Origin of the sequence: Emticicia sp. 21SJ11W-3 (genome assembly GCF_024138715.1) — a bacterium.
Classification (GTDB): domain Bacteria; phylum Bacteroidota; class Bacteroidia; order Cytophagales; family Spirosomataceae; genus Emticicia; species Emticicia fluvialis.
Genome location: NZ_CP092074.1, coordinates 355,533 through 371,726 on the forward strand (window position 1 = coordinate 355,533; position 16,194 = coordinate 371,726).

Sequence of the window (16,194 nt, forward strand, 5' to 3'; positions counted from 1 at the left end):
TAAACGTACAATACAAATACTTAACAAATTATGAAAAAGCTTTTTGACTTTACTACGGGTATCCCCGAAAACATCAGTTCTGCACTGGGCTGGACCCTCTTTCATTCGTTATGGCAGGGCATTGTTATTGTAGTTGCATTCGGCATTTTACGCCAGGTTTTCAAAGCATCTCATGCACGCTATTGGCAGGGTATAGGCTCATTAAGCCTACAATTTATTAGTGCTGTTGTAACATTTTTTGTTGTGTTCGAACCAGCTGAAAATCTGGTTGAAGGCAAAAAAAGATTCACGGCATTTTTTATTCAGAATGCGGCCACCGGCCTTGACAACGTTTCCGTCTTTGGTGCAGCCACCCGTTTATCGTTCATTCAGCAGGCAGAACTTTTCATACACTCCAACCTCGATACGTTCGTTCTATTCTGGTTCATTGGCGCTAATCTGCTTTTATTGCGTTTAATAGTAGGTTTTGTTTATGTGCAGCAATTGAAAGTACAATCTATAAACCCTGTAAAAGACGAAATACTGGGCATGATGGAAGATTTACAAGCCAGAATGCAATTAAACATACCTATCAGATTATTTGAGTCTGCCAAGGCAGTTGTACCTATGACCATCGGCTGGATAAAACCTATCGTTCTGCTACCGGCAGGTATCATGTCAGGGCTAACTGTATCACAACTGGAGGCCGTTCTGGCACATGAGCTGGCGCACATTAAACGTTACGACTACCTCGTTAATATCTTCCAGAGTTTTGTAGAAATTCTGTTTTTTTATCATCCGGCTACCTGGTTTATTTCAGCACAGGTGCGTGATGAAAGAGAAAACTGCTGTGACGATTACGCCGTTAACATCTGCGGTGACAGACTGGCCCTTGCCAAAGCACTGACCCAGGTGGCTACTTTTCAGCAGCAACCACGCCTGGCTATGGCCTTTGGCGCCAAAAGACAAACTTTTATGGACAGAATCAAGCGCATTGTGGGCATTAACGACGCCAAACCAATGAGCTACGGCAACTGGGCTGTTTTTGTAGGATTGGTTATGATTATTGCAGTTGGGGTAGCTTATGGGCAGGAGAGAATTGCCACAACTGATAAAACAACCCGAAGCAGTGCCAGGCCAGATAAAACCAGAGAAGAAATGGACTTCTACTTTTTTGAAAAAGATAAAAGGGATGTGGGTGTTTATAAGAATAAAAAAGGTGAAATAGTAAAAATTATAGAAGAAGGTAAAGTACTTGAAGGCCAGGAGTTTGATAATATGAAGCTTTTTGCTATTGATTTTCTGAGGTCAAAAAACGCAAATTTTGCAGTAGTGCCAGGTATTCATGAATCTGAAATGGATGCAGTAAGGCAACAGTTTTTTGAGCACGGAGGCTATAATGCCGATACTACAAGATTGCAACAGGTAGAGAATGAGATGGAATTGCTAAATAAAGAGATGGAGAAATACAACCAGCTAAGAGAAAAACACTGGCAAAAAATAGAGGATAAATTTAGTAAGCAGATGGAGAAGCATAGCAAAGAAATGGATTTGATATCGGCTAAAATGGAAGTGCCACAAAGAAAGATAGAGAACATATCCATAGAAATGCAGGAAGTCGACCTTGTGATAAGAAAACTCGAAAACCAGTATCGTGGTTCAAAAATGCCGGCAGATGCTGAACAAAAGGTAAAGGCTTTACAGAAAAAAGAGCGGGAGCTAGAAAATCAGATGCGCCTGGTTGAACAGGAAATGAAGAAGGTAGAACAGGAAATGATGTCTGTTCAGCAAAAAATGGAACAACTGAACGCTCCTATGGACAGTATGCAAAGGTTAGTAGAGCGTTTTGACAAACCAATGGACAGCCTTAGCCACCTGATGGAAGAAAAAGGCCGCATAATAGAAAAGCTGGCCAATGAAGAAGAAGCCCGTTTCAGGAAAGAGTTTGCCGATTTTACGGAGTCGCTCTATAAGGCAGGATTAATTAAAGACAAGAAAGATTACGAGATACGGCTGAAAAGCGAAAAGCTGCTGATAAATATGGAACCACAGCCACAGGCAGTTTATGAAAAAGTATGGAACCTGATTAATAAAAACTGGGGCAGCCAAATGAGAGGTTTGAAAGATAAAGATTTCAGGATAGAAGTAAAAGGTGAAAGTATTAATTTCAGTACTTATGCTAATGGCGGAAACATCAATCATTATTTCGGTAAAGCCCTTCCTCCTGTGCCACCCAAGACACACCTGATTGGCAGGGCCGGGGTTTTGCCACCTGTACCACCGGCGCCGTTAGATGCCCCCATTGTTCCAAAATCGCCGATAAGACGTGTCCCTCAACCTGCAGCCGCTCCTAAAGCACCTCCTGCACCAAGAGAGGGAGTTGTAAGGTATTGATTTCTGAGTTTGTCTTAAGAAAATTGTATAGAGCCACTTCAAAGGTGGCTCTATGCATTTTAACCTTAGCCATTTAAGAATTGCATACTGGCAGCCGGATAGCGGTCGCCCACAGCAATGTTCTTTGGGGCAATGCTATTTATTTCAGTTAGTTCATCTGCTGTTAATTTAATATCGGCAGCAGCCATGTTTTCGTCCAGATATTTGATGCGTCTGGTACCCGGAATCGGGAAGACGTCGTCTCCCTGAGCCATTACCCATGCCAATGCCAACTGAGAGGCCGTACAGCCCTTTTGTGAAGCCAGTTGTTTTATTTTATCTACCAGAACCAGGTTTTTGTTGAAGTTTTCTCCCTGAAAGCGTGGTGAGAATCTTCTGAAATCGTCCGCAGCCAAATCATCAAAACTTTTGATTTCTCCTGTCAGAAAACCCCTTCCCAGCGGGCTGTAAGGCACAAAACCAATGCCCAGTTCACGGCAGGTAGGTATAATCTCATCTTCAGGTTCTCTTGACCACAACGAATACTCAGTTTGCAAAGCAGACACCGGATGCACCTTAAATGCCCTGCGCAGTGTGGCAGGAGCTGCCTCTGATAAACCAATGTACCTTACCTTGCCTTCTTTCACGAGGTCGGCCATTGCGCCTACCGTTTCTTCAATGGGTACGTTCGGGTCTACCCTGTGCAGGTAATACAGGTCTATGGTGTCAATACCCAGCCTTTGCAGGCTGTTGTCGCAGGCTTTTTTACAATATTCGGGCGTGCCGTTAAAACCCCTTACGGTAGGGTCTGTCGCACTTCTTACAATACCAAATTTGGTGGCAAGCACCACTTCGTGGCGTCTTTCTTTTAAAACCTTGCCGAGCAGTACTTCATTTTTAAAAGGGCCGTAAATATCTGAGGTATCAAGTAAATTTATACCTGCATCAATAGCGTGGTTAATGGTGCGCAAAGATTCGGTGTCATCACTATTACCATAAAATTCTGACATGCCCATGCAGCCAAGACCCATCTGCGAGGCTACCAGCCCCTGATTCCCGAGTTTACTTTGTTTCATTGTAATCTATTTGAAGTGTAAGAAAATAGTACGTTGCAGGCAGAAAACAGGCCAAAATCATAAACACCTGCCTGTATATCAACAATAGGTGCAGCGGTTTGGTTTATGCTTAATAGCAGATTAAAACAATTTAATATTTCTAGTGGCATTAGTTGGTATCAAACATAAATGCCGCTCTTTTGTGGAGGCGGCATTTGTGTTTAACTTTATATGTAAGCTGTTAATATTACAGCTTTCTTATCCAGATGTTTCTGAACTGTGTTTTGTTACCGTGGTCTTGCAGGTGAATTACGTCATCACCATGTGCCTCAGGATACAAGTGCAGGCCGATGTAGTTGGTCAGACCCAGAATGGTTGTATTGTTCTGAATCAACACACCGTTATGCAATACAGTAATGCGTGCCGGGTAATCCAGGCGGCCATCTGGTTTAAAACGAGGTGCGGTATAGATTACATCATAGGTGTTCCACTCTAATGGTCCACGCATGGCGTTTACTAATGGAGCTGCGTCTTTATATATACTACCCGCCTGACCGTTACGATAAGTGCGGTTCTGGTAAGAGTCTAATACCTGTAGCTCATAACGGTCCTGGAAGAAAACCCCACTGTTACCACGGCCCTGGCCTGCGCTTGCTACTTCATCCGGGGCGCTCCATTCAATATGCAGTTGGCAGTCGCCAAATTTCAATTTGGTTTTAATGTCGCCCGATCTTGGAACTACCTCCAATATGCCGTTAACGATTTTCCATTTTGCAGGGCTGCCGTCTTTAGCGCTTACCCATTGCGACAAGTCTTTGCCGTCAAAAAGCACAATGGCATCAGACGGAGCATCGGCATTGGTCTTACCTGGTGTAACCACTACTACCTCAGGATTCCAGATTTCTGTCATTTCAGGTTTCATGGGCATAGGCGAAACTTCCGGAGGGTTAGACGGGTATCCGTTCTGAGCGTAGGTGTTACAACTGGCTAAAAGTGCAATGGCAAAAGAAGCAGCTAGAATCTGTATTTTTTTCATCTTGAATATATAAGGTTGAATGTTACTGTATCTGCCTGTAGCAGGCATAGATTTCTTTGCAAGCTACAAGTTTTTTAAAAAGAATGCTTCAAAAAAATTATAAAATTTATTCTTTATTTCTCTTTCAAATAGCCTCTGCACGCGCTTTTGGCTAATATTTATGGATGAAAAATCCCCGCGAATAAAGTGTAGAGTGTACGGAAACGGAATATAAACGTACGATAACGGACAAATTTTTGTAGCTGTTGTTTTTTTTTGGCACGCAAAAATGTATTTAAGTTGTTGACTATAAGTCTTTTATGTGTTTTTTAAAGAATTTTAATTTTTTTTGGCACGAGTTTGTCATATATATATAACGAACGGATGAAGGAAAGGGCTCGAAAACGATTTTGCCGGAATATTATTTTGTTTGTAACCTTTTTTTTAAAGTAAAGTATATACAGATAGAATAAAATTTTGTGAAACCAGTGAATCAAGCCAATGACACATTAATCTTTAACCGTTCATGAATTAGCTTTGACCGCTCATAAATTTGGAGTTAACTAATTAAAAAAGACACTCTAGATTTGAATCGTCAAAGCAGCAATAAAAATAAAAAAGCAGTAAAAGTAAAAATTAGAGGTTTTAACAAATTTTAACTTTTTGCAGAATAAAGTTTTGTTTTTGTTGCGAAAAAGTAAAGTAATTAAAAATTGACAAAATAAAATTCTGATTTCAATGACAATTAAGACTATCAAATCTACTAACCGTTTATCCTTTTAAAATAACCATTCAAGTAGTTTGTATAGCATAGTACCAAGTAAAACACATAACTTTGAATCAACAAAGAAAAACAAGTACCGGTTGAGGCAAAAAACAGAGGCATAATAAAATGAAGATTGAGAACAAAAAATCAGGTATTCATCACAAAAGCCAAACTGACAACTAAAGCCCGGCTAATTTTAAATCATCAAAAAATATTAAATAAAATCTTAAAAAATAAAATTATGAAAACGTTAACATCAACCATCGCCATCGCTTTATTAGCAACATCAATCGCATTCAACGCCAATGCTGATGATAAAAAAATTGAATATAAAAGTAGTAACCTTAACGTAGGGATGTACGAAGCCGGTTATACTAATTCAATGAAACTGAACATGAATCTTACTAAAGATAAAGGGGTTTCGGCCACTATCAAATTGATGGATGCTGACGGAAGCCTGCTACACGAAGAAGTGCTTGGTAAAAAAGTTACCGCATACAAATTGTGTTTCGATATGAGTAACATGAAACCTGGTAAATATTATGTTGAGTTGAAAAACGGCGACCGCATCATTACCAAAGAAATATTAAAAGGTACCGGTTCTTTAAGCTATTAAGCATTTAACCGCTCATCAGGTTATTTTGCCGATTAACTTAAATGCTGACACAAAAGTTTTTTAAGTGCATCTATTAAATTGAAAAAGCTAACATTTAAATTTTAAAAAATTACAATTATGAAAAAGTCTGTAAAAAATTTCGCTTTAGCTCTTGTAGCTGGTTTGTTCACTATCTCATCAGTATTTGCTACTGAATTGCCTGAAGGCAAAACTTTTGATGTGGGTATGTATCGTGTGATGAACTCCATGAAAATCAATGTTATGATTGCCAAAGAGCAAGGTAACTGGGTGGAGATTCGTGTAAAAAATGCTAAAAATGAAACCATCTATGTTGAGGTGGTAAACAGAAAAGCAACTCAGTTTGCCAAGAAATTTAATCTGGAAGGCCTGGAAGACGGCGCTTACCGTTTTGAAATTACAAATGGTAAAGAAACCGTGGTGAAAGAAGTAAGCGTGCAAACGAACTCTCCGAAACCAACTGATTACAGAACTGTAGAAGTAAAATAATAGATCATTAGTATTTAGTTTAGGGTAATCAGACAGCGTTGTGGTCATTTTCCGCAACGCTGTTTTTTATTTACGTTTAGGCATAGGTGTTTCTTAAAACAAAAGCCCTGCTTGGCACGCAAGCAGGGCTTTCTGTTATGTTACGGTTTTATACCTTATTGCACATTCTGAGCGGCACGTCTCAATTCTTCAAGAATCACTTCTTTCATCAACAACTTGCGTCGCTGTGTCTGAATGTTCGAAGTCATGATTTTGTCCATGTCAGGGTTACGTGCCACACCGTCATAGCTTTCAATGAGCTGTTTCAACTCACCTCTGGCACGGGTAACAATCGTTTCCATTTCACGATACTTGGTCAGTACCTGTTGTCTTTCGCTCAGATAATTATAGTTCGGCAATTTTCTGGTGATAACCTTCATCAGGTAGCTCAATTCAAAAATCTTGTCGCAGGCAGCTCTGAAGCGCTCTGCCACGTTCCGAACAGCCAGATGAGAAGGAACCTTGATGTTTTTCCAGTCGTTCAACAATACTTTTGCTCTTTCTGTTGATGCAAAAATATCCTTCGCTTCTGCCAGTCTTTCGGCTTCCTCCATCATTTTTTGTTGTGCCTCTACGCGAGGGTCAACGCGGGTTTTAATCTGAATACCCTTAGCCGCGCAGTATTTTTCATAATACGTGGTGGTAAGCTTCTTGAATCGGCGGAATTCAAACTTCAAACGTTTCGGAGGTACATCCCCCACGTTTTTCCATTCATTCTGCAATCTTTTCAATTCAGCAAAAGACAACTCCCAGTTACCCATGCGGAACAACTGCTCGGCGCCTTTAACCAGCTCGTTATATTTTTCCATCCGCTCGGCAATGATTCTGTTCTGCTCTTCGTAGAAGGCTTTTCTACGCTGATAGAACTCATCCAGTACTTCGCGGAATTCGGTTTCAATATCATCCTGATAAGGTTTGTCAACAGGGCCCGTTCTGATCCAGCGGGTTTTAATGTCCTGCAGCTTTTCAGCTACAATACCCCAGTCAACATCTTCTTTGGCTTCTTTGGCTTCGGCTATCAACGCTTGCTTAATAGTAAGGTTGTTTGCCTGGTTGCCAACAATAAGCCCACGAAGATAATCCTCTTGCTCATCTAACTTGTTGAGCAATGGAATGAAATCGCCGATACCGTCGAAGTTCAGCAGTCGCTTGCGAAGTTGCGTGAGTTTCGTTAAGAAGGAGCCCTTATTCTGGGCTTCAACGATTTCTGTTTCAAGTTGATTAACCTTATTTACCGCAATCTGGTAACGGTTAATGAAATACTGGAAAGCTTCTTCTTCTGTGCGTTTTACTTCGCCAATTTGTCGGTCGGGCATATCTAAATAGCCCTTTAAGAATACCTTACCGTCTTTGATGTAAGCGTATTCGTTTTCTAATGTTGCGCCGTCCATAATTAAAATCACATGGCTTGTGAGTCAAGGGTTGTGGTTTGAAAAGGTAAAATTCGCAGTTTTTTTGTATAATGCAAACTTGAATGACGATATTTGAAACAAAATTTTATTATTTGGAGAAAAAAAACAGATTTTCCCTTTATTATTCAAAAAATTTAACTTAAAACAACTAATCTTTCTTAGAAACCACGTTTAAAGATGAGTGAGCAAATAATTTTTTCTATGGAGCGGGTGAGTAAAATCATACCTCCCAATCGCCAGATTCTCAAAAATATCTACCTGTCTTTTTTTTATGGAGCCAAAATCGGCGTACTTGGGCTCAACGGCTCGGGTAAATCTACCTTGCTAAAAGTAATTGCCGGCTTAGATAAGAACATCAATGGCGATGTGGTTTTTTCGCCCGGCTATACAGTAGGTCTTTTAGAACAAGAACCACAACTGGACACGAACAAAACCGTGAGAGAAGTAGTGGAAGAGGGCGTACAGGAAATTGTGGATTTGTTGAAAGAGTTTGATGATATTAACAATGCCTTTGGTGAACCCGATGCCGACTTTGATAAACTTCTTGAAAGACAAGGCGTGGTGCAGGAGAAGCTGGACCAACTGGACGCCTGGGAACTGGACACCCGCCTGGAGCGCGCAATGGATGCCCTGCGTTGCCCGCCGGAAGATGCCAGAATTGAGACATTGTCTGGAGGAGAGAAACGCCGTGTGGCACTTTGCCGCCTCTTGCTGAAACAACCTGATGTGTTGCTGCTCGATGAGCCTACCAACCATCTGGATGCCGAGTCGGTATTATGGTTGGAAGAACACCTGCGCCAGTACAAAGGAACGGTAATTGCCGTTACCCACGACAGGTATTTTCTTGATAACGTTGCCGGATGGATTCTTGAACTGGACAGGGGAGAGGGCATTCCATGGAAAGGCAACTACTCTTCATGGCTGGAGCAAAAGCAGAACAGACTTGAGAAAGAAGAGAAGTCGGAATCTAAACGCCAGAAAACCCTGCAACGTGAGTTGGAATGGGTGCGCATGGCGCCCAAGGCACGTCAGGCTAAATCGAAAGCCCGTCTGGCTGCCTACGACCGCATGGTGAATGAAGATAGCAAAGAAAGAGAAGATAAACTGGAGCTGTTTATACCGCCGGGGCCGCGTCTGGGCAACAAGGTAATTGAAGCCAAAGGTGTAAAAATGGGCTTTGGCGACAGGCTGTTGTATGAAGACCTGAATTTTAGCCTGCCGCAAAACGGTATCGTAGGTATTATCGGGCCCAATGGTGCTGGTAAAACCACTTTGTTTAAACTTATAACCGGGCAGCTGCAGCCACTTGAGGGCAGCTTTGAGGTAGGTGATACCGTGAAACTATCTTATGTAGACCAGGAACATAACCAGTTGGAGGGCAGCAAGTCTGTTTATGAGATGATATCAGGTGGTAACGACTGGGTAATGCTGGGTAATAAGCAGGTAAATGCCCGTGGCTATGTGAGCCGTTTTAACTTTCAGGGTGCAGACCAGGAAAAGAAAATAGGCAATCTATCTGGCGGTGAAAGAAACCGTGTACATTTAGCCATGATGCTGAAAGAAGGCGGTAACTTACTACTGTTAGATGAGCCTACCAACGACCTGGACGTAAATACCCTACGTGCTTTGGAAGAAGGTCTTGAAAACTTTGCAGGTTGTGCGGTGGTTATCTCCCACGACCGCTGGTTCCTCGACAGAATTGCTACGCATATTCTGGCATTTGAAGGAGACTCGCAGGTGTATTGGTTTGAAGGCAACTTCTCTGAATACGAAGAAAACAGAAAGAAACGCCTGGGTACTGATGTAACACCTAAGCGTATTAAATATAAAAAATTGCAATAGAGTTAGTTTAAAAGCGAAGAAGCCCTGTCATCAGACGGGGCCTCTTCATTTTTATAGATGTTTTTTATTTCTGTCTGAAAAAAACCGTGATTGGTACACCATCAAAACCGAAGTGCTCGCGTATCTTGTTTTGTAAGAATCGCTCGTAGGCATCCTTGATGTACTGCGGCAGATTACAGAAAAACACAAACGTAGGCGACGGCGTTGGCAACTGAATACAATACTTAATCTTGATTTGCTTCCCTTTCAACATCGGCGGTGGCGTGTTCTCTATAATTGGCAGCATTACCTCATTCAATTTTGAAGTGGTAATTTTTTTGGTTTTGTTTTCAAAAACCTCCATGGCCTTTTCAATTACCTGAAAAATACGTTGTTTTTCTATAACCGAGGCAAATATCACGGGCATGTAATTCATGGGCGCAATGCGTTCAAGCATCTCCTTTTTCATGGTATCGGCAGTTTTTGAGTCTTTTTCTACCAGATCCCATTTATTAATCATCAGCACAATACCCTTTTTAGAATTATGCGCGTTGGCTATAATGCTGATGTCCTGCGCCTCAATTCCTTTGCTGGCATCAAGCAGAATAATACATACGTCAGAATCCTCAAGGGCTTTAATAGAACGCAAAACCGAATAAAACTCAATGTTTTCGTGTACTTTCGCTTTTTTACGGATACCGGCTGTATCGGTCAGAATAAAATCTTTGCCATAAAGTTTGTAGTGGGTATCAATGGCATCGCGGGTAGTACCGGCAATATCGGTTACAATGCTGCGGTCTTTTCCGGTAAGGGCATTCAGAAAAGATGATTTACCCACGTTCGGCCGACCCAGAATTGCAATTCTCGGTATACCTTCGTTCGGGTTTTCAATACCATCGTCTTCAAATTCTTTTACCACGGCATCCAGCAAATCACCGGTTCCGCCTCCGTCTACTGCCGAAATAGCAAAGATTTCGTTACTTAACCCCATCTCATAGAACTCTGATGCCGTTTGCTGGCGCTCAAAAGTTTCGGCTTTGTTGGCCACCACAAAAACAGGTTTCTTTGAGCGACGCAGAACGTTGGCAAAATCTTTATCCAAATCGGTTAATCCGGTCATGGTGTCTACCACAAACAAAATAACACTCGATTCCTCAATAGCAATTTCTACCTGATCACGGATGGCTTCTTCAAAAGTATCTTCCGAGCCCACCACGTATCCGCCGGTATCAATTACTGTGAAATATTTCTCTGTCCATACGGCATGTCCATAGTGGCGGTCGCGGGTAACACCCGGCATATTATCTGTGATAGCCACACGGCTCTCAATTAAACGATTAAAAAGTGTAGATTTACCGACGTTCGGCCGGCCTACAATTGCAACAATATTTGCCATAAACCCCTAACCCTTAAGCGGGTATAAATTATAAATGAAGACCTCTGAACTAAAAAAAACAAAATTTCAAACACCTTCAAAGAGAGAGGTCTGTGAGTCTCTTTGGGTATTTGCCATAATTGGGGGAACAAAGATAGGGAAAACAGAGGGAATTCTGTTGAGTATCAACACAGTACTATGGCTTTGGGTTCACGTATACCTAAAAAATTCCCCGAATATCCTGCCAGGAAATCAAAGCAATGGCCACAATGGCAAGCATAAGCCCTGCTTTGTTGAGATCCGTCAGCTTTTCTTTAAAAAACAACCAGGCAACCGTGGCCGAAACCAGTATTACGCCAATGTTGTAAATGGGGTATACAAATGCACCACTGTTACCATAGGCCGAGAGTGTAAGTATCAGGAAATAGAACGATAAAAAATTGGGTACCCCCAATGTAATACTGGCAAGCAGGTTTTTACCGGCTAGTTTTTCTTTGCCTCTTACAACCTGAATCAGTAACGATACCGCCCCGGCTATTACTGCCCCCAGCACCATTACAAGCGTAACGGGTACAGTGCGGTCAGTAGAGGTAATGTATTGCATGTTCAGGTAATTGATAGCCGTATTGGTAATGCCATATAGCAAAAAAACGGCAATGGGCAGCAGGAAATCCAGCCCTTTGCCTGAAATCTTTTCCTTGTTGGGTTTATAGGTACTTAACCCTACAGCCACAACAGCCAGTGCCAGCCCCAGATAATTGAGCCAGTCGAAGGCGCGACCAGTATTTTTTAACACAAAAAGGCTGAAAAGAACCGGAATAACCAACGAAATATTATTGGCCAGTGAGGTTACCGTAATGCCCATCTTCTGGGTAGAAACACCAGACAGAATAAAAGTGATAATAAACCCCACACCCAGCAGCAGGGCGTATAGCGGCCAGTCCTCAGTAAAATTCAGTTCGAAGTGCTGCCCTTCGGGCATCAAAGCCAGTCCTGTTAAAAAACAGACCGGATAATTGAAAGCAATAGCCTGAAAAGTGCTGATTTGGTATTTCGGGTAAATCCGGAAATTAATCAGCAACAAGACCGAAAAAACAATACTTAAGATAAGGTATAACATTGGTAGCCGGGTTTAAAACTTCTGCCTGAATTATTCGTAACCAAATTTTTCTAATTTATTGCGCTTGTTTCTCCAGTCTGGTTCAACTTTTATGTACTGTTCCAGAAAAATCTTTTTGCCGAAGAATTTTTCCATTTCCTGTCTGGCCTCTACTCCGACTTTTTTTATTCGCTCGCCCTTGTGGCCCAGCAGAATGGCCCGTTGTGTGGTACGTTCAACATAAATCTCGGCACTTACCACAATCATATCTTCTTTTTCCTTGAAGCTCGTTATTACAACCTCGCAGCTGTAAGGTATCTCTTTCGTATAATTAGTGAAGATTTTCTCGCGAATTATTTCTGCCGCAAAGAATCGCTCCGGCTTATCTGTCAACTCATCTTTAGGGAAATAGGGCGGGTGATTAGGCAGAAAATCAATGATTTTATCCAGCAGTCCTTCTACATTCTGTTGTTCCAGCGCCGAAATGGCAATTACATCAGTAGCTTTGAAGTTTTCTTTCCAATAGGCTATTTTTTCTTCTATCTGCTCTGGTTTTGCCAAATCTATTTTATTGATGATTAGCAGAATAGGAGATTCTATGCGCTGAAGTTTCTCTAGCACATCGTTCTCATCGTGTTTTTCGAAAATATCGGTTACAAACAAAATCACGTCGGCATCATCTAAAGAGCCATGCACAAAGTGCATCATTGATTTATGAAGCTCGTACACGGGCTTGATGATACCGGGGGTATCAGAATACACTAGCTGAAATTCGGTGCCATGATGCACACCGTTAACAATACCCATAATGCGGTGGCGCGTTGTTTGTGCCTTAGAGGTAATAATTGAGAGGCGTTCGCCCACCAGAATATTCATCAGGGTAGATTTACCCACATTGGGCTTACCCACAATACTGATAAACCCGGCTTTATGATTCGGAGAAATGATGTCCACAAGAAAAAATATTTGTTTTTTTGCAAAGATAGTTTTTTTATTTCGAATAAAGCTGTACCTTTGCAGTCCGATTTAGGAACAACATCGCGGGATGGAGCAGTTGGTAGCTCGTTGGGCTCATAACCCAAAGGTCACAGGTTCGAGTCCTGTTCCCGCTACTCTGATTATCAGGCAGTTACATGTAAAAATGTAGCTGCCTTTTTTTGTTGGTACAACATAGGTACAACATTTTGCTGTTTTCTTGGCTCAAGCGAAAAAGTTTGGGACTACGCATAAATCTTGGCGAGTCTAAAGAGGAAGAAAGTAATATTTCTTACACCTCTGAACTGGTTTCTTAATGCTTTGACCTTAGCGTTGAATGCTTCTGCTGATGCATTGGTACTTCTTCTGTCAAAGAAGTTCAGGATTTTCTCATAGTGGTTCTGGCAATGCTATTAAAAGAATTAAAGCTTGCCTTTTCAACTTGATTGTACCATAGTACCAGCTTTTTGAATGCTACAATTCTTTCTTTGGAATGGGTAAAAATGTCAGATAATCCTCTACTCAATACATAAGATTCTGCAATGTCTGGATATAATCTGAATAAGATTTGAGCTCTGTGTGTTTGTGATTCAGACCAGTTATGTTGCTTCTTATAAAGTAAATACCGACTTCGGGCTAAAAGTTGTTTGAGTGTATCTCCGTTCTCTAGTATTTGAGGGGTAAAAGATACTTTTTGTTCTTTAGCTGATTGCATTTGGGCTCAAGCGAAAAAGTTGGGGATTAAGCATAAATCTTGGCGAGCCTGAACAGAAAGAAAGTAATGTTTCTTACCCCTCTAAACTGATTTCTTAGTGCTTTGACTTTTGCATTGAAAGATTCAGCTGAAGCATTGGTACTTCTTCTGTCAAAGAAGTTCAGGATTTTCTCATAGTGATTCTGAATCGTTCGGGCAATTGTATTGAATGAATCGAAACTTGCCTTTTCAATCTGATTATACCATAGTGCCAGCTTTTTGAATGCTACAATCTTTTCTTTGGAATGGGTAAAAATGTCAGATAATCCTCTACTCAATACATAAGCTTCTGCAATGTCAGGATACAATTTAAATAATAGTTGTGCTCTATGTGCTTGTGATTCAGACCAGTTATGCTGCTTTTTGTAAAGTAAATATCTACTCCGGGCGAGTAGCTGTTTGATTGTATCTCCATTCTCTAACACCTGAGGCGTAAATGGTGTTTTTTGTTCTTTAGCTGACTGCATTTGCCTGTTTTCTTCTTCCATAGCATGCCACCTGTGTTGGATTCTAATCTCTTGTACTGCATCACAGGCTAGCTGTTGAACATGAAACCTATCCGCTACAAGTTTGGCTTTAGGGAATGCTCTTCTGGCTATTTTCTCCATTGTAGGAGCTAAATCTAAAGTCACTTCTTTTACCTTCTTCCTTAGAGATTCAGGTATCTGACGTAATACTTCTATGATTTTCTCACTTTCAGTGCCTTTTATCATGGCTACTAAAGTACCTTTACGTCCTTTAGCCGCTTTATTAGTTAGAATAGTATAAAGCTCTCCCTGCGATAAGCTCGTCTCATCAATAGATAGATATTCACCAATATTCTCAGTGAACAACAACCAATCTTCAGCATATGAGGCCTGTGGCCAACTCTTAAAGTCACTTAAATGACTCACGTACTGCTCCTGGAATCGCTTGCCATCTAAGCCATAAAGTTCTCCCAGTGTTTTACAACTAATGGGGGTATTATCTACCAAGTCCTTTCGGTCGGCGTTCCGATAAAAAAAATGCGAATTCCTTTGTCATTCGAGTGCCATCTGCTACCATTTCCCAATTTCTATAGACTGTTTTACCAGTAGTGAGATTCAGCAGTACCTGTTACTTTATTTGCCTCTCCAGCTAATCCCAGCGCAAATAAGTTGCCCAAGTCAACATTACCTTTATTGACTTTAACAGTTGCAGAAAATCTTAATCCTACACCTACATAAACAGGTACGATAACTGATGTTGTAACATCTGTATTAGCTGGACGGGCTTGCAATTCAGATGATTCTTCTTCATCTCTATTATGATTAGGTTTTGAGCCTATGATATAATCAAGCCCAATAAAATCATTTGAATCGGTATAACCTTTTTTTCTGGATTTGCTTCTCGGTTTATCCTCATTATTTTTATTTTCTTTTGTAATTTTTACTAATAGAGACTTAGTATCAAACTTAATATAATCTAATATTATTTCATATGTTCTGTTTTCATATCCTAATTTAGCACTACTAAAACTTCCATTAAATTTTCCATCAAGTTCTCGAATAGCAAGTCTCATAGTTTCATCATGCAAAGTTTGTAATACTTTCTCATTTCTTTCCGGAACTTGGTTTATATCAATAATCGTTGGCAATCCAGTTATACCATTAGTGTGAAAAAATTGTACTGGAAGTGGGTCAATTGGCTGATATCCATATGATTGTGCATCTTGTGGATCTCCTTGGGTTCTTAGGCCTTTGTTGTTCTTTAAAGCTCCACATCCGAAAAATATGAAGCAAATTAACAGATAGGATAAGTTTTTCATTCTTTCAAAAGATTTAAATTAATTCTTGCAATTGTATTAGAATTATTAGAGATTTCATAGAAAATCTTATTTATAGGCACTACAATTTTTTAAGTTATAATACTTTGTATTTTTATATAAAACATTCTTTTCAAAATGTGCTACCGCCTATCATTCCTAGTCAAAAAACTATCCGATTTAGCAATCTGGTATAATGACATTCTTGCCCCTGAATGGCAGGCACACATAGGTGATTTTAAAGTGAAGGTTGCTAAGCCTAGGTCAGACGAACTTATTTCACCTGAGGCAGTAGAAAATTGGAAAGCTAAACTTGATGTCATAGACTTTCCTAACTTTTATCACGTTGTTGGCCAGGCTCATCCGAAATTACCTATTATTGCCAGGAAGGGAATCTTCCTAACTGAGTGGGGGCTTATTCCTTCTTGGGCAGAGTCAGGATTAAATAGTAAGTATACTTTAAATGCTCGTGGTGAAGAAATTGATACGACGAAATCCTATAGAAATGTTCATATGGCATGCAAGAGGTCACCGGTTCGAGACCGGTTAGCTCCACCATGTTTTTCAATCTTTTAGATTCACTTAGAAAGTGAGCAATTCAAAACAGATATTTACTGCGTACCAA

Annotated in this window: 13 protein-coding genes, 1 tRNA gene and 1 pseudogene; 6 read left to right on the top strand and 9 right to left on the bottom strand. The window is 40.7% G+C overall.

Annotated features, from left to right (window positions below):
• Nucleotides 1–30: 30 nt before the first annotated feature.
• Nucleotides 31–2,373 carry a M56 family metallopeptidase gene (locus MB380_RS01405; RefSeq protein WP_253532418.1) on the top strand — a complete coding sequence of 781 codons (2,343 nt, stop codon included), beginning with the start codon at nt 31–33 and terminating at the stop codon, nt 2,371–2,373.
• 65 nt (nt 2,374–2,438) lie between these two features.
• Here MB380_RS01405 and MB380_RS01410 read toward each other — a convergent pair whose 3' ends face one another.
• Complete coding sequence (locus MB380_RS01410; protein WP_253532420.1) at nt 2,439–3,428, bottom strand: aldo/keto reductase; 990 nt, start codon at nt 3,426–3,428, stop codon at nt 2,439–2,441.
• 226 nt (nt 3,429–3,654) lie between these two features.
• Nucleotides 3,655–4,443 (bottom strand): DUF1080 domain-containing protein, encoded by a 789-nt coding sequence (locus MB380_RS01415; protein WP_253532430.1) that lies wholly within the window; start codon nt 4,441–4,443, stop codon nt 3,655–3,657.
• Between the two features lie 986 nt (nt 4,444–5,429).
• On the opposite strand from MB380_RS01415, the gene MB380_RS01420 reads away from it, so the two are divergent.
• On the top strand, nt 5,430–5,804 hold the full coding sequence (locus MB380_RS01420; protein ID WP_253532432.1) for a hypothetical protein: 375 nt from the start codon (nt 5,430–5,432) through the stop codon (nt 5,802–5,804).
• 117 nt (nt 5,805–5,921) lie between these two features.
• Nucleotides 5,922–6,311: a hypothetical protein gene (locus MB380_RS01425; protein ID WP_253532434.1), complete on the top strand. Its 390-nt coding sequence runs from the start codon at nt 5,922–5,924 to the stop codon at nt 6,309–6,311.
• A 155-nt stretch (nt 6,312–6,466) separates the two neighbouring features.
• On the opposite strand, the gene MB380_RS01430 is transcribed toward MB380_RS01425, so the two are convergent.
• The gene (locus MB380_RS01430; RefSeq protein ID WP_253532442.1) at nt 6,467–7,741 is read right to left on the bottom strand and encodes a DUF349 domain-containing protein; all 1,275 of its coding nucleotides are present in this window, start codon (nt 7,739–7,741) and stop codon (nt 6,467–6,469) included.
• A gap of 198 nt (nt 7,742–7,939) precedes the next feature.
• On the opposite strand from MB380_RS01430, the gene ettA reads away from it, so the two are divergent.
• Entirely contained in the window at nt 7,940–9,604 is a 1,665-nt protein-coding gene (ettA, locus tag MB380_RS01435; RefSeq protein WP_253532444.1) for an energy-dependent translational throttle protein EttA, read from the top strand.
• A 64-nt stretch (nt 9,605–9,668) separates the two neighbouring features.
• On the opposite strand, the gene der is transcribed toward ettA, so the two are convergent.
• The 3 genes from der to era all read right to left on the bottom strand — a co-directional run bounded on the left by der (nt 9,669) and on the right by era (nt 13,011).
• The gene (der, locus tag MB380_RS01440; RefSeq protein WP_253532446.1) at nt 9,669–10,979 is read right to left on the bottom strand and encodes a ribosome biogenesis GTPase Der; all 1,311 of its coding nucleotides are present in this window, start codon (nt 10,977–10,979) and stop codon (nt 9,669–9,671) included.
• 199 nt (nt 10,980–11,178) lie between these two features.
• Nucleotides 11,179–12,078: a DMT family transporter gene (locus tag MB380_RS01445; protein ID WP_253532448.1), complete on the bottom strand. Its 900-nt coding sequence runs from the start codon at nt 12,076–12,078 to the stop codon at nt 11,179–11,181.
• A 30-nt stretch (nt 12,079–12,108) separates the two neighbouring features.
• A complete protein-coding gene (era, locus tag MB380_RS01450) occupies nt 12,109–13,011 on the bottom strand; it encodes a GTPase Era (RefSeq protein ID WP_253532450.1) in 903 nt (300 codons plus the stop codon).
• Between the two features lie 85 nt (nt 13,012–13,096).
• Between era and MB380_RS01455 the strand changes: the two genes are divergently transcribed.
• Nucleotides 13,097–13,169, top strand: a tRNA-Met gene (locus tag MB380_RS01455).
• A 108-nt stretch (nt 13,170–13,277) separates the two neighbouring features.
• Here the strand turns inward: MB380_RS01455 and MB380_RS21925 are convergent.
• From MB380_RS21925 to MB380_RS01465, 3 genes and pseudogenes are all read right to left on the bottom strand, one after another.
• Nucleotides 13,278–13,747: pseudogene (locus MB380_RS21925) on the bottom strand (transposase).
• 26 nt (nt 13,748–13,773) lie between these two features.
• A complete protein-coding gene (locus MB380_RS01460; protein WP_253535497.1) occupies nt 13,774–14,727 on the bottom strand; it encodes a transposase in 954 nt (317 codons plus the stop codon).
• Between the two features lie 125 nt (nt 14,728–14,852).
• Entirely contained in the window at nt 14,853–15,572 is a 720-nt protein-coding gene (locus MB380_RS01465; protein ID WP_253532452.1) for a hypothetical protein, read from the bottom strand.
• Nucleotides 15,573–15,707: 135 nt separating this feature from the next.
• Between MB380_RS01465 and MB380_RS01470 the strand changes: the two genes are divergently transcribed.
• Nucleotides 15,708–16,145 carry an SOS response-associated peptidase gene (locus tag MB380_RS01470; RefSeq protein ID WP_253532460.1) on the top strand — a complete coding sequence of 146 codons (438 nt, stop codon included), beginning with the start codon at nt 15,708–15,710 and terminating at the stop codon, nt 16,143–16,145.
• Nucleotides 16,146–16,194: the final 49 nt, after the last annotated feature.

Excerpts from the sequence above, each read along its gene's own strand:
- MB380_RS01405 (WP_253532418.1), top strand. The coding sequence starts at position 31 with ATGAAAAAGCTTTTTGACTTTACTACGGGTATCCCCGAAAACATCAGT.
- MB380_RS01410 (WP_253532420.1), bottom strand. The coding sequence starts at position 3,428 with ATGAAACAAAGTAAACTCGGGAATCAGGGGCTGGTAGCCTCGCAGATG.
- MB380_RS01415 (WP_253532430.1), bottom strand. The coding sequence starts at position 4,443 with ATGAAAAAAATACAGATTCTAGCTGCTTCTTTTGCCATTGCACTTTTA.
- MB380_RS01420 (WP_253532432.1), top strand. The coding sequence starts at position 5,430 with ATGAAAACGTTAACATCAACCATCGCCATCGCTTTATTAGCAACATCA.
- MB380_RS01425 (WP_253532434.1), top strand. The coding sequence starts at position 5,922 with ATGAAAAAGTCTGTAAAAAATTTCGCTTTAGCTCTTGTAGCTGGTTTG.
- MB380_RS01430 (WP_253532442.1), bottom strand. The coding sequence starts at position 7,741 with ATGGACGGCGCAACATTAGAAAACGAATACGCTTACATCAAAGACGGT.
- ettA (WP_253532444.1), top strand. The coding sequence starts at position 7,940 with ATGAGTGAGCAAATAATTTTTTCTATGGAGCGGGTGAGTAAAATCATA.
- der (WP_253532446.1), bottom strand. The coding sequence starts at position 10,979 with ATGGCAAATATTGTTGCAATTGTAGGCCGGCCGAACGTCGGTAAATCT.
- MB380_RS01445 (WP_253532448.1), bottom strand. The coding sequence starts at position 12,078 with ATGTTATACCTTATCTTAAGTATTGTTTTTTCGGTCTTGTTGCTGATT.
- MB380_RS01465 (WP_253532452.1), bottom strand. The coding sequence starts at position 15,572 with ATGAAAAACTTATCCTATCTGTTAATTTGCTTCATATTTTTCGGATGT.
- MB380_RS01470 (WP_253532460.1), top strand. The coding sequence starts at position 15,708 with ATGTGCTACCGCCTATCATTCCTAGTCAAAAAACTATCCGATTTAGCA.